This window comes from Pseudomonas sp. NPDC090592 (genome assembly GCF_044769185.1).
In the GTDB taxonomy this organism is placed as follows: domain Bacteria; phylum Pseudomonadota; class Gammaproteobacteria; order Pseudomonadales; family Pseudomonadaceae; genus Aquipseudomonas.
The window spans coordinates 30,840-41,758 of sequence record NZ_JBIVXJ010000009.1 but is presented as its reverse complement, the minus strand read 5'-3'; the positions used below and the strand labels follow the sequence as shown (position 1 = coordinate 41,758).

The following is a 10,919-nucleotide window of genomic DNA, read 5'->3' as shown; positions in this document are numbered from 1 at the left end:
GGATAGCCATCAAGCAGCGTCGGCAGAAGGCCTGCAGTAACCCTGCCTGCGGCGAGAAGTTCACGCCGATGCAGTTGGGCCAGAAGGTCTGCGGCTGGCAGTGCGGCCTGGCCATAGCCAAAGAGCCGGCCAACCAGCAGGTAGCCCGGAAAGCCATTGCCCAGCGCGAGCGCCGCGAGATCCAGGTGCGCAAGGAGAAGATCAAAAGCCGGGCGGACTACCTGCGCGAGGCTCAGGCCATTTTCAACCAATGGGTTCGACTGCGCGACGCGGCCCTGCCATGCGTGAGCTGCGGCCGGCATCACGACGGCCAATATCACGCGGGCCATTACAGGACGGTAGGGGCAAACCCAGAGCTCCGCTTCGAGCCGCTGAACGTCTGGAAGCAGTGCGCTCCGTGCAACAACCACAAGTCGGGCGACATCGTGAACTACCGGATCGAGCTGGTACGCCGCATCGGTGCTGACCGAGTTGAGTGGCTTGAAGGCCCTCATGAGGCCCAGCGCTACACCATCGACGACCTCAAGGCCATCAAGGCCGAGTACCGCGAGAAGATCAAGCAGCTGAAGGAGGCCGCATGAACTGGACACCAATCGATACCGCAAAGCTGCTCCTGCTGGGGGTGATCATCTTCGGGGGCTGGGCCTTAGTGCGTGGTATCGCCATCAAGTCCAAGCGCAAGCGCGAGGAGGGAGTATGAACAAGACAGCCGTTCTGGTGCGCATCCTGCTGGCCGGATCCGAGGGTAAGACCGCCACGGCTGCCTGGGTCGACGCCGACCAGGGTTGCGCGGGTTACGGTGGAATGAGTCGCCAGGAGCGGTTCGAGATGGACTGCGAGTACCGCAGCTTGCTCCACAAGCGCTTGCTGCCACGCCACTGGGATGCCCTCATTGCGCGCTACACCTTGGACGCTGGTGAGCGTGGCCAGGCCATCAAGGGGCTTGGTCGCGTCATCGCTACCCATGCTCACCAGCACTTCAAGTTCTACGCCGTGCTGACCTGGGCAGAGCCGCAAAAGCCAGGAGCGGATGGCAAGCGATCATCGGCCATCCTGCAGGCGAACATCTACGACATGAACCAGTGGGACGACAACAAGGGCACCCCGGAGCGTACCCGGCGCGACTGGCGAAGCAAGATCTACAAGGCTTTGGACGGGATGGCGGGGGAGGCGATAACTGCCGGAGTAGAGCTTCTGGAGCAGGAGGAGCTATTTGTGAAGATGGCCGCTTGACATCCTTTGCCGCTTTGCCGAATATATCCCCATCCTGTCATTCCTGCGTGTATTGAGGAATGGCGAATGGCTTCGGGGGGCGAACGGTTCGATTCCGGCAGCTCTACCGGCTACCCAGATGGCATTGCTGTTAGTTTTGGCGGTCTTCATGGCCGTGCTTTCCACGACACCAGAAATGCTGACCGCGACAGTTTTTTCGCTCGCGGATGAGGGTAGAAAGATGACCGAGATCCCAAGCTTCACCATGCTGTTCTTCAAGCCTGTTGCAATCGTGGTATCCGCCATCTGGTGTAGCTGCATCGCTGCTGGTGCAGTTCCCCGCTCCATTTGAGGCCAATCGGCCTCGGTAAACCCGGCCAAGTGCCGGGTTTTTTATTGCCGAAAGAGGCCCTGATGAGGCCCTGCCGAGTGGTTAAGCTTGAGCCTTCGTCGGCAACAGAACCTGGCCGGTGGGCGAGAGGTAGCTCACGACTTCCACGCTGAGATACAAGCCAAGTCGGTCAAGCGCGTCCTCAAGCTGCTCCATTTTCGAAGTGTGGAGAAAGTCGACCAGTCGGTCGCCTTGGGTCTGCGATACGCCAAGTAGCCTGCACAAGTCAGCTTTGCGCATGCCGCGCTTCATCATCTCGTTCCACAGCGCGATTTTTGCCACGGTAACCGCGGGCGAGTGGATCTGGACCTCGCCTTCCTGCGCTGGCGTGGCTACTGGAATCGGTCGTCGCTGATCAACATAGAGTGACAACGTCGACTCGATAGCATCCAGCGCCTCGCCACGGGCATGCACCCGGTCTTCGCCGAAGCTGTTCAGTTCTGGCAGGTCACGGCAAAAAACGGCAACGCCTGGCGTACCGGCTTCCTCTTCGAAGCGAATTGCAAAGTCGTACATGGCCACTCCTCTCGGGTGATGTGTTCAGCTATCAGCATGGCGAAAGGGGGCTCTTAGAGCCCCAGTTGCTTGATGATCGCCTTGCGGGTCGGTTCTGGCATTTCCTTAGCACCGTGGTCCGCGAAGACAGTTTGTTTGCCGTTTGGGGCTGTGATCTTGAAGTGGCTTCCTTTTGCCGCTTCGAACGTCACCCCGTGGGCCTTCAACCATCGTCTGAACTCGCTGAACTTCATCACCTCGTCTCTGTTGTTTGGATGAGTCCAGTATACAACAGATTTGTGGTAATACAACATTTATGTGGTGTTTCTCGTGAGAGTTTCGCCCGGAGAATCTGGATGGACCCGACCGACCTCGGCCCAGGCACAGCCACCTGGCTGGGTGGAACGGGCACCGTACTGCTGGGTGGCTTTCTGTGGCTGCGTAAGTTCCTCTCGAAGGATGCCGCCGACCGCGCCATGGACAACGCTGACATCGGTACCGTCCGCCGCTTGAACGAACTGCTCGACTCCGAGCGCGAGGCTCGCAAGCTTGCCGAGGCCCGCGCCGACCAGTTCGCTAAGGAGCGTAATGAGCTCGCTGCCGCAGTTGGCCGGATGGAGGGAAAGATCGAAGCGCTGACAGGGCAGGTGTCCCAGCTCACCGACAAGGTGACGAGCCAGAGCGCCGAAATCGCCCGGCTACGCGCTCAGCTTGGAGGTGTTGCGTGATGAACAGATGCGCACTTGAATTCATTGCTCGCCGCTGGTGGCGACGGGCTGAGATCTGGGTCATCGCTTTGGTGTTGGTCGCCGGCGGCGCGGTGCTGGGCTGGCAGTCGGCCTACTGGGCCATGGCCAGCACCCAGGCCAACCAGGTGAAGCAGATCCGTGAAGCCTACGATGCTGCCATTGCAGAGCGCGACAAGCGCCTGGACGACCTGACCAGTAAGGCCGAGAGCGCCGCAGCCAAAGCGTCGAAGGCTGCGACCACCGCCAACCAGGCTGCAGACAAGGCTGATGAGGCCCTCAATCGGGTATCGCCGTGACAACTCGCCTGGTTGCAGTGATCGCAGTCGTGAAGATCAGTCGATGATTAAGCCGCGCGGTTGATCATTTCGATAACATTCACGAGGTCAGTAGCAGTGTGGTTTTCAAAGCTATTGCCTTGGAAGTTTACCGATCCAGTGTTGTAAATGTTCATGATCAGCCCACATTTGAAAGTGAACTGGTGCTGGGTTGCGGTCGGATGTTTTTCGGTTGCATCCGGATGCTTTCTACGCACGGTGTCGATCAGGAATACGGTGTCGTTGCATTTGATAGCCATGTTTCTTGCTCTTTGCAGGTTGATGATGGCTGGCCGCAGGAAGAGGTGGGCACCAGCCTTCCCTGGCTAGCGCTTATCACATGGTGGCATGACGACGTTATTTCAAGTCGAGAGAAGGCAAGTTATGCCAAGACTGTACCCTCCTCAGCAGTTGATTGAGCCTCTGATTGTTACCCATAGCCCTGCGCCTGATGTGTGGGAGTGGATACAGCGCGAGGTCCTCATCCATAACCCGGAGCATATCCCTTGGTCCACGCCAACATCGGGGCGCCGCGGGCATCTTACGGGCTAACAAGCAGGCGGGTAAGGGGCCTAAATGCGGGTTTACTGCTTCCTTCCAGCTTCCTCATCGTTCAGGCGGCCGCAGTGGCGCTGAGCCGATTCTTCTGAGTCATGCGAGAAAATAATCGTTGGCGAGTGCAGCCCCTGAGTATCGTGGACCTCGTAGACGAGCTTGCCAGTCCACTTGCCATTTTCGATTCCTTTCTCTGGAAGAACAACAAAGCGGGGTTTCATTGGAAGGCCTCCATTCAAAGCTGCCAGATTTGCTCAATTAGCCACGTTAAACAAGGATGACTAAGGTCATGACAGCCAAGCAACCCGACTGGGAGGCGATCGAACGAGCCTTCCGGGCCGGGGCGCTTTCCATCCGCACCATCGCTGACCGCAACGGGGTGAGCGACACCGCGATCAGGAAGAAGGCCAAGGCCTTGGGCTGGGAGCGCGACCTTTCCGAGCAAGTCCGTAAAGAGGTTCGCAACAAGCTGGTTCGCGGCGAGGTTCGCGAAGATCAATGTGCGAACCCTGAGCGGGACGCCGAGATCATCGAAGAGGCGGCAGAAGAGGGCGCGACGGTTGTTCGCAGCCACCGCCGCGACATTCGCAAAGCCGCGAACCTTGCGAACCTGCTGATGGATGATCTGCTGACCACCATCAAGCGCCGCGAGGACATCGAGGACGAGATTGAGCGCGAGACGGCCGACGATGAGAGTGGCTTCCGCCGTAGCTCAATGCTCGCCGCCGTGGCGCTGCCCAGCAACGCCAAGACCCTTTTCCAGCTGTCCTCGGCCATGAAGAACCTGCAGGTGCTTGAGCGCACCGCGTTCGGCCTGGACGACAAGGAGCAGTCGAAAGACGCCGACGAGCTGTCGCAGCTGATGGATGAACTATCGAAGGATGCCTGACCATGAAGCCCGAGCACATGAAACTGCTCCGGGATCGGTTCTGGCGGCTGAACAACCTGTATTTCATCACCGACAAGCAGGGCAAGAAGGTTCGCTTCCGCATGACGCAGGAGCAGATCGACTACTTCCAGGGGATGCACACCCGTAACATCATTCTCAAGGCCCGGCAGCTGGGTTTCACCACGCTGGTCTGCATCGTCCAGCTCGACGCCGCGCTGTTCGAGGCTGCCAAGTGCGCCCTAATCGCGCACACGCTGAACGACGCCAAGCGCCTTTTCCGGGAGAAGGTGAAGTACGCCTATGACAACCTTCCCAAGGAGATCAAGGCGGCCAACCCGGCGAGCAACGACGCCGCGGGCGAGTTGGTGTTCAGCAAGGGCGGGTCGCTCTACGTGTCCACGTCCTTCCGGGGCGGCACGCTGCGCTACCTGCACGTCTCCGAGTTCGGGAAGATCTGCGCCAAGTTCCCGCACAAGGCGCGGGAGATCGTCACCGGTGCATTCGAGGCCGTGGCCGCTGAGTGCTTCGTCACCATTGAGTCAACTGCCGAGGGCCGGGCCGGTTACTTCTTCGACTACAGCCAGTCTGCCGAGAAGCAGCAGCTGGCCGGCGTGCCGCTGGGCCTACTGGACTGGAAGTTCTTCTTCTTCAGTTGGTGGCGCAATCCGCTGTACTGGCTGGACCCGACCGGCGTCCTGATCCCGGACCGACTCACCAAGTACTTCGACGACCTGGGCGCCAAGAACGGGATCGTCACCAACCCAGGCCAGCGCGCCTGGTACACCGCCAAGGAAAAGACCCTCGGCGACGACATGAAGCGCGAGTATCCGTCGATACCTGCCGAAGCCTTCCAGCAGACGATCGAGGGCGCCTACTACGCCAAACAGTTCACCAAGCTCTACGCCGCCCAGCGCATCGGCAAGCTGCCCGACAACAGCCACCTGCCGGTGTACACCTTCTGGGATATCGGCGTGGGCGACTCCACGGCCATCTGGTTCGTCCGGATCGTCGGTGAGGAGTACCACGTTGTCGATTTCTACCAGAACAGCGGCGAGGGTCTGCGGCACTACATGAAGGTGCTGAAGGATCGTGGATACACCTACGGCGAGCACTGGGGCCCACACGACATCGACAACCGGGAATTTGGTAGCGACGGCAAGACTCGCCGCGAACTCGCGAGAGAGGGCTACGAGATCGACGGAGAGAAGTACCGCATGACCTTCCAGGTGGTCCCGAAACTCGGCGTGGACGAGGGCATTGAGCAGGCGCGGGAAATCCTGCCCAACTGCGCCTTCGACGAGGCCAAGTGCAGCGAGGGCATCACCGCCTTGGAGAGCTACCGCAAGGAATGGGACGACAAGCGCGGGTGCTGGAAGGACAAGCCGCTCCATGACTGGTCATCCCACCCGGCTGACGGGTTCCGCTATTTCGCCGTTGCCATGGCGCGACGTAAACGTACAGGCGGTGTCCGCCGCATCGGAGGTTTGGCGTAATGCCTGTTCAATCCACCAACCCAGACTACGACGCTCACATCGAAGAGTGGCGGATGATGGACGACGCCTTGGAGGGCGAGGGCGCCATCAAGCGCAGCCCACGCAACCTGCCCAAGCCCAGTGGCATGACCGAGGCCGAGAAGCTGGACGGCGCGGGCAATGCCTACCTTTACCGGAATTACACCGACCGGGCCCAGTATGAGCACTGGGTGCGGGATTCGTTGCGCTCGATGATGGGCCTGGTCTCCCGGCTGATCCCCGAAGTGAAGCTACCCTCGGGCCTGAAGGGGCTGGAGGGCAACGCCACCGCCGATGGCTTCGGCCTGACCCAACTGTTCCTGCGGATCGTGCGCCAGGCCATCTCCCATGGACGGGTGCCGCTGGTGGTCAACATCGATGACCAGGGCCAGCCGTACTTCGCCACCTACGCGGTGCGCAACGCCATCAACTGGGACACTGCCGACCAAGGCGGCCGGCAGGACCTGGTGCTGTCCGTGTTCCGCGAGTTCAGGCGCAAGGAGCAGGACCGCTACAGCCACGAATGCGAGACGGTGTACCGCGAGTTCTACATGGACGGCGCGGTGTGCCGTACTGGCGTGCGCAACGAGGCCGGAGAGCTGATCGAGGATGACCGCCCGCTGGGCACCGTCGACGGCAGCAACAACCTGGTGCGCGGTCTGGACTACATCCCGGTCATCTACTGCGGGTCCACCGACAACTCGCCCGACGTGGACGAGATCCCGCTGCTAACCATGGCCCGGGCCGCGTTGAAGTCCTACCAGCTCAGCGCCGACTACTTCACCGCGCTGCACCAGACCAGCCATCCGCAGCCGTGGGTGTCCGGCCTGGACGAGAGCGTGGAGCTCAGCGTGACAGGCCCATCGGCGGCCTGGGACCTGGGCCCTAATGGATCGTGCGGCTACCTGGAGTTCCAGGGCGCGGGCATCCAGGCCGTTCGCACCGCGATGGAAGACCAGAAAAACGCCGCGCTCGAAGCTGGCGCCAAGGTCATGGACGTTTCGGGCACCGAGTCGGGCGAGGCCCGCAAGACTCGGCAGAACGATCAGCACGCCACGCTGCACAGCATCGTCATTACCGCGGCTGAGGCCATTGAGCAGGCCCTGCGGTACGCGGCAGAGTGGACCGGCTTCAACCCGAATGAGGTGGTCTTCACGGTCAAGCCGGAGTTCGTGATCCCTGAGGTGAATGCACAGGTGCTGGCCGAGCTGCAGAAGAGTGTCATGGCCGGCACCATCAGCGCCGAAACCTACTGGCAGTACCTCACAACCGGCAAGCTGCCCGAGCGACCTTACGACGAAGAGGCCGAGCTGATCGGCGACGACCACGGCGCCGGCGGCGTCAACCTGGACAAAGACGATGGCGAAGAAACCGGAGCAGGCAGCGGACGAGAAGCTGATGGAGCAGGTCAGCCGCCACTCGGTACTGCTTGAGCGGCTGAAGGCCGGCGAGGTCCAGAAGTTCGAAACCTACCTGCGCCGGGCTGACAGCCATGTTCGTGACCAGCTGACCCGCAAGGAGCTGACGACCTACGGCCGGAGCCGGCTGGAAGAGTTCCTGGGCCGGGTGGGCGGCAAGCTGCTGGAGATCTACAAGGCCTTCAGCGACCGGATGCAGTCCGACCTGGTGGACATAGCGCAGTACGAGGCAGCGTTCGAGTGCCGCAGCCTGGCCAAGGCGCTGCTGATTGATGCGGTCATGCCGGCAGACTCGCTGCTCAGGGCGGCGATCAACACGCAGCCCCTGCAGGTGGCAGGCGTCGATGGCGGCAAGCTGCTGAAGCACTTCCTGAGCGGCTGGACTCGCACTGAGTCGGACCGGGTAACCAACGCCATCCGAATGGGTGTCGTGCAGGGCCAGACCAACGCCGAAATCACCCAGGCCATTCGCGGCACCGCGGAGCAGAACTTCACAGATGGTGTGCTGGCGGTCACGAACCGGAGCGCCCGGGCCGTCGTCCAGACCGCAGTCCAGCATGTGGCCACGACGGCCCGCATGGAAACGCTCAAGGCGAATGCCGAGGTGGTGCCGGGCTACCGGATCGTCGCCACCCTTGATCGGAAGACCAGCGTGCAGTGCCGGAGCCTGGATGGCCGCGAGTTCGAGGTGGGCAAGGGGCCTGTGCCCCCGTTCCACATCCACTGCCGGACGACCATAACGCCGATCACCAGGTTGTCGGCGCTGTTCGGGCAGGGCGCCACGAGGGCAGCTGTGGGCGCTGATGGCGGCGGTCAGGTGTCGGCAAGCCTCAGCTACTACCAGTGGCTAAAAACACAGCCAGCGGCCTTCCAGGACGCCGCCCTGGGCCCGGTGCGCGGCAAGCTATTCCGCGATGGTGGGCTGACGGCCGAGCGCTTCGCCGCTTTGCAACTGGACAAGAACTTCAAACCGCTGACGCTGGACCAGCTCAAGGAGCTGGAGCCTCTGGCATTTGAGCGAGCCAGACTATAGATTCGCCACTCGTCTTATTGAGAATGGTGGCAGGATGTCTGGGTATCGAGAGTTGCAGGAAGCATACGAAAACAATCACGAGGTGACTGTTCTTCGTCGAAAACTGACACGCGACGCGGTGAATGCACTGAGAGTCGCTCTGCTTGAACGACTCGGGATCAACAATCAAGATTCTGAAGTTGTTGAGATGAAGGCGCGGAATGGCGGGATTTTGATTTCCGAACTGGCGAAGCTTGAGATAGGAGATGTTCTTCAAGCTCGAGGAGAAATCGCAATCAAAGGGATTTCTGCTGCGCCTCAGACCAGCTTCATGTTGGACATCAATTTTTCGTATCACCAAGACCGAGTCCTCATTGAGGTGTCAGGCATGGATCCGCAAGTGATCAATGAGGCGATGGATTTCCATCATCTTGCCGATTCGATTTTTGAGCGCCTTCTATTGAAGCTCAGTACCTACTGATTAACTCAACCTGGAATTACAAACCCCGCCAAGTGCGGGGTTTTTTATGCCCGCAAGGCGGGCCCATCCAAATCCCAAGGGGATAGCCAAATGCCTTTTGACTTCGACCCGGCCGCCCACGGCCTCACCCTCGACGAAACCCAAACCGCTGCGCTGAAAGCAGCACTCGGCGGCGAGGTGCAGAAATTTCTGGACGGCGAGGTCTCGGGCCTCAAGTCCAAAAACACCGAGCTGATCGGCTCCAACAAGGCGATCAAGACCGAGCTGGACAAGCTGAAAAGCCAGTTCGACGGCTTGGACATCGAAGCGGTCAAGGTCCTGCTGGCCAAGGCCGGCCAAGACGAAGAGACCAAGCTGATCGCTGAGGGCAAGCTGGACGAAGTCATCAGCCGCCGCACCGAGCGCCTGCGCACCGACCTGGACAAGCAGGTCAAGGCTGCCAACGAGCGCGCCGACAAGGCCGAAGCCTTCGCTGCCAAGTACAGCGACAAGGTGCTGGCTGACTCCATCCGCGCTGCCGCCATCAAGGCTGGCGCGCTGCCCGAGGCTGCCGAGGACATCATCCTCCGCGCCCGCGGCACCTTCAAACTGAGCGAAGACGGCGAGCCCGTTGCCACCGACCGTGCCGGCGAAGTCGTGTACGGGAAGGACGGCAAGACCCCGCTGTCTCCCCTCGAATGGGCGGAATCGCTGCGCGAAACCGCTACCCACCTGTGGCCAAGGGCTCAGGGTGCCGGGCAGACCGGCGACAACGGTGGCAAGGCCACGAAGAAATGGGGCGAGTACACCGAGACCGAGCGTGCAGCGATGGCTCGTGACAACCCCGACGCATTCAAAAAACTCCAAGCCACCCGAGGAACCTAACCCATGGCATCTACCCAACTGTCGGACATCTTCGTAGCCGACTACTACGGCACCCTGGACCCCGTGAATTCGCCGGAGAAGACCGCGGTCTACGAGTCGGGAATCATCACTCGCTCCGCTACCCTGGACGACGTCGCCAAGAACGGCCAGGGCACCTCCGAAATCAGCTACTGGCAGGATCTGGATGCCGACGAGGAGCCGAACATCTCCAACGATGACCCTGATGACCAGGGCGCGGTCGGAAAGGCTGAGCAGGGCAGCATGCGAGCTCGAACCCTGTATCTCAACAAAGCCTACGGTGTGTCCGACCTGACCACCGAACTGGCCAACTCCGAGCCGATGCAGCACATCCGCAACCGCTTCGGCATGTACTGGACTCGCCGCTGGCAGCGCTACCTGATGGGGGCGGCTCGCGGAATCATCGCTGCCAACATCGCGCAGAATGGCGGCGACATGGTCAAGGACTCTGGCGCCTCGATCAGCGCCAATGCCTTCCAAGACGCCGCCTTCACCGCTGGCGATGCTGCCGACATGTTCGCTGCAATCGGCGTGCACTCCGTCGTCATGAACCAGATGGTGAAGCAGGACATGATCGAGTACCTACGCGACTCGCAGGGCAAGATCATCCTGGCGACCTACCTGGGCAAGCCGATATTCATGGACGACGCCCTGACCTACGCGCCGGGTCAGTACCTGTCGCTGTTCTTCGGCCAGGGCGCATTCGGCTACGGCGAGGGCGAACCCACCAAGCCCGTAGAGCTGGAGCGCAAACCCAGCGGCGGTAACGGTGGTGGCGCCGAAGTTCTGTGGGAGCGCAAAACCTACATCCTCCAGCCCGCCGGTTTCAGCTGGCAGGGCAGCGAGAACCGCAACCTGAGCCCGACCGCCGCACAGTACGCCTCGGCAGCCAACTGGAAGCGCGTGTTCGACCGCAAGCAGGTTCCGTTCGCCGCAGTCATCAGCGGCACCGCCACCCCTTGACCCCATGATGCGGGGCGCCGGCCTGGCGCCTTGCACAGGAGATCAGC

At 61.1% G+C, this 10,919-nt stretch carries 17 protein-coding genes; 13 read left to right on the top strand and 4 right to left on the bottom strand.

The window, feature by feature from the left end:
• The first annotated feature begins 2 nt into the window (after positions 1-2).
• The 4 genes from ACIQUI_RS09905 to ACIQUI_RS09890 all read left to right on the top strand — a co-directional run bounded on the left by ACIQUI_RS09905 (position 3) and on the right by ACIQUI_RS09890 (position 1,564).
• Entirely contained in the window at positions 3-581 is a 579-nt protein-coding gene (locus tag ACIQUI_RS09905) for a recombination protein NinG (RefSeq protein ID WP_403198090.1), read from the top strand.
• A complete protein-coding gene (locus ACIQUI_RS09900; protein ID WP_403197668.1) occupies positions 578-700 on the top strand; it encodes a hypothetical protein in 123 nt (40 codons plus the stop codon). The genes ACIQUI_RS09905 and ACIQUI_RS09900 overlap by 4 nt, the downstream gene beginning before the upstream one ends.
• Positions 697-1,233: a hypothetical protein gene (locus ACIQUI_RS09895; protein WP_403197665.1), complete on the top strand. Its 537-nt coding sequence runs from the start codon at positions 697-699 to the stop codon at positions 1,231-1,233. The genes ACIQUI_RS09900 and ACIQUI_RS09895 overlap by 4 nt, the downstream gene beginning before the upstream one ends.
• A 118-nt stretch (positions 1,234-1,351) precedes the next feature.
• Positions 1,352-1,564, top strand: coding sequence for a hypothetical protein (locus ACIQUI_RS09890; RefSeq protein WP_403197663.1), 213 nt, complete (start codon positions 1,352-1,354; stop codon positions 1,562-1,564).
• A gap of 81 nt (positions 1,565-1,645) precedes the next feature.
• Here ACIQUI_RS09890 and ACIQUI_RS09885 read toward each other — a convergent pair whose 3' ends face one another.
• Positions 1,646-2,119: a type II toxin-antitoxin system HicB family antitoxin gene (locus tag ACIQUI_RS09885; protein ID WP_403197662.1), complete on the bottom strand. Its 474-nt coding sequence runs from the start codon at positions 2,117-2,119 to the stop codon at positions 1,646-1,648.
• 53 nt (positions 2,120-2,172) lie between these two features.
• Positions 2,173-2,352, bottom strand: coding sequence for a type II toxin-antitoxin system HicA family toxin (locus ACIQUI_RS09880; RefSeq protein ID WP_060507189.1), 180 nt, complete (start codon positions 2,350-2,352; stop codon positions 2,173-2,175).
• A gap of 102 nt (positions 2,353-2,454) precedes the next feature.
• Here ACIQUI_RS09880 and ACIQUI_RS09875 point away from each other — a divergent pair, with 102 nt between their 5' ends.
• Together ACIQUI_RS09875 and ACIQUI_RS09870 are read left to right on the top strand one after the other, a co-directional pair.
• A complete protein-coding gene (locus ACIQUI_RS09875; RefSeq protein WP_403197659.1) occupies positions 2,455-2,826 on the top strand; it encodes a chemotaxis protein in 372 nt (123 codons plus the stop codon).
• Entirely contained in the window at positions 2,826-3,143 is a 318-nt protein-coding gene (locus tag ACIQUI_RS09870) for a hypothetical protein (protein WP_403197657.1), read from the top strand. The genes ACIQUI_RS09875 and ACIQUI_RS09870 overlap by 1 nt, the downstream gene beginning before the upstream one ends.
• 47 nt (positions 3,144-3,190) lie before the next feature.
• Here the strand turns inward: ACIQUI_RS09870 and ACIQUI_RS09865 are convergent, their stop codons facing one another.
• Together ACIQUI_RS09865 and ACIQUI_RS09860 are read right to left on the bottom strand one after the other, a co-directional pair.
• On the bottom strand, positions 3,191-3,421 hold the full coding sequence (locus ACIQUI_RS09865; RefSeq protein ID WP_403197654.1) for a hypothetical protein: 231 nt from the start codon (positions 3,419-3,421) through the stop codon (positions 3,191-3,193).
• Between the two features lie 324 nt (positions 3,422-3,745).
• Positions 3,746-3,937 carry a hypothetical protein gene (locus ACIQUI_RS09860; RefSeq protein ID WP_403197651.1) on the bottom strand — a complete coding sequence of 64 codons (192 nt, stop codon included), beginning with the start codon at positions 3,935-3,937 and terminating at the stop codon, positions 3,746-3,748.
• A 68-nt stretch (positions 3,938-4,005) separates the two neighbouring features.
• Here ACIQUI_RS09860 and ACIQUI_RS09855 point away from each other — a divergent pair, with 68 nt between their 5' ends.
• The 7 genes from ACIQUI_RS09855 (at position 4,006) to ACIQUI_RS09825 (ending at position 10,872) form a co-directional block, all read left to right on the top strand.
• On the top strand, positions 4,006-4,605 hold the full coding sequence (locus tag ACIQUI_RS09855) for a hypothetical protein (RefSeq protein WP_167055728.1): 600 nt from the start codon (positions 4,006-4,008) through the stop codon (positions 4,603-4,605).
• 2 nt (positions 4,606-4,607) lie between these two features.
• The gene (locus tag ACIQUI_RS09850; protein ID WP_403197648.1) at positions 4,608-6,098 is read left to right on the top strand and encodes a terminase; all 1,491 of its coding nucleotides are present in this window, start codon (positions 4,608-4,610) and stop codon (positions 6,096-6,098) included.
• A complete protein-coding gene (locus ACIQUI_RS09845) occupies positions 6,098-7,549 on the top strand; it encodes a DUF4055 domain-containing protein (protein WP_403197646.1) in 1,452 nt (483 codons plus the stop codon). The genes ACIQUI_RS09850 and ACIQUI_RS09845 overlap by 1 nt, the downstream gene beginning before the upstream one ends.
• The gene (locus ACIQUI_RS09840; protein WP_403197644.1) at positions 7,476-8,567 is read left to right on the top strand and encodes a minor capsid protein; all 1,092 of its coding nucleotides are present in this window, start codon (positions 7,476-7,478) and stop codon (positions 8,565-8,567) included. The genes ACIQUI_RS09845 and ACIQUI_RS09840 overlap by 74 nt, the downstream gene beginning before the upstream one ends.
• The gene (locus ACIQUI_RS09835) at positions 8,548-9,027 is read left to right on the top strand and encodes a hypothetical protein (RefSeq protein WP_403197641.1); all 480 of its coding nucleotides are present in this window, start codon (positions 8,548-8,550) and stop codon (positions 9,025-9,027) included. The genes ACIQUI_RS09840 and ACIQUI_RS09835 overlap by 20 nt, the downstream gene beginning before the upstream one ends.
• 90 nt (positions 9,028-9,117) lie before the next feature.
• Positions 9,118-9,891 (top strand): hypothetical protein, encoded by a 774-nt coding sequence (locus ACIQUI_RS09830; RefSeq protein ID WP_403197639.1) that lies wholly within the window; start codon positions 9,118-9,120, stop codon positions 9,889-9,891.
• A 3-nt stretch (positions 9,892-9,894) separates the two neighbouring features.
• Positions 9,895-10,872, top strand: a complete 978-nt coding sequence (locus ACIQUI_RS09825; protein WP_403197637.1) for a major capsid protein — start codon at positions 9,895-9,897, stop codon at positions 10,870-10,872.
• The last annotated feature ends 47 nt before the right edge of the window (positions 10,873-10,919 follow it).

Coding starts and splice junctions, on each gene's coding strand:
- ACIQUI_RS09900 (WP_403197668.1), top strand. CDS start 578: ATGAACTGGACACCAATCGATACCGCAAAGCTGCTCCTGCTGGGGGTG.
- ACIQUI_RS09895 (WP_403197665.1), top strand. CDS start 697: ATGAACAAGACAGCCGTTCTGGTGCGCATCCTGCTGGCCGGATCCGAG.
- ACIQUI_RS09890 (WP_403197663.1), top strand. CDS start 1,352: ATGGCATTGCTGTTAGTTTTGGCGGTCTTCATGGCCGTGCTTTCCACG.
- ACIQUI_RS09885 (WP_403197662.1), bottom strand. CDS start 2,119: ATGTACGACTTTGCAATTCGCTTCGAAGAGGAAGCCGGTACGCCAGGC.
- ACIQUI_RS09880 (WP_060507189.1), bottom strand. CDS start 2,352: ATGAAGTTCAGCGAGTTCAGACGATGGTTGAAGGCCCACGGGGTGACG.
- ACIQUI_RS09875 (WP_403197659.1), top strand. CDS start 2,455: ATGGACCCGACCGACCTCGGCCCAGGCACAGCCACCTGGCTGGGTGGA.
- ACIQUI_RS09870 (WP_403197657.1), top strand. CDS start 2,826: ATGAACAGATGCGCACTTGAATTCATTGCTCGCCGCTGGTGGCGACGG.
- ACIQUI_RS09865 (WP_403197654.1), bottom strand. CDS start 3,421: ATGGCTATCAAATGCAACGACACCGTATTCCTGATCGACACCGTGCGT.
- ACIQUI_RS09860 (WP_403197651.1), bottom strand. CDS start 3,937: ATGAAACCCCGCTTTGTTGTTCTTCCAGAGAAAGGAATCGAAAATGGC.
- ACIQUI_RS09855 (WP_167055728.1), top strand. CDS start 4,006: ATGACAGCCAAGCAACCCGACTGGGAGGCGATCGAACGAGCCTTCCGG.
- ACIQUI_RS09850 (WP_403197648.1), top strand. CDS start 4,608: ATGAAGCCCGAGCACATGAAACTGCTCCGGGATCGGTTCTGGCGGCTG.
- ACIQUI_RS09845 (WP_403197646.1), top strand. CDS start 6,098: ATGCCTGTTCAATCCACCAACCCAGACTACGACGCTCACATCGAAGAG.
- ACIQUI_RS09840 (WP_403197644.1), top strand. CDS start 7,476: ATGGCGAAGAAACCGGAGCAGGCAGCGGACGAGAAGCTGATGGAGCAG.
- ACIQUI_RS09830 (WP_403197639.1), top strand. CDS start 9,118: ATGCCTTTTGACTTCGACCCGGCCGCCCACGGCCTCACCCTCGACGAA.
- ACIQUI_RS09825 (WP_403197637.1), top strand. CDS start 9,895: ATGGCATCTACCCAACTGTCGGACATCTTCGTAGCCGACTACTACGGC.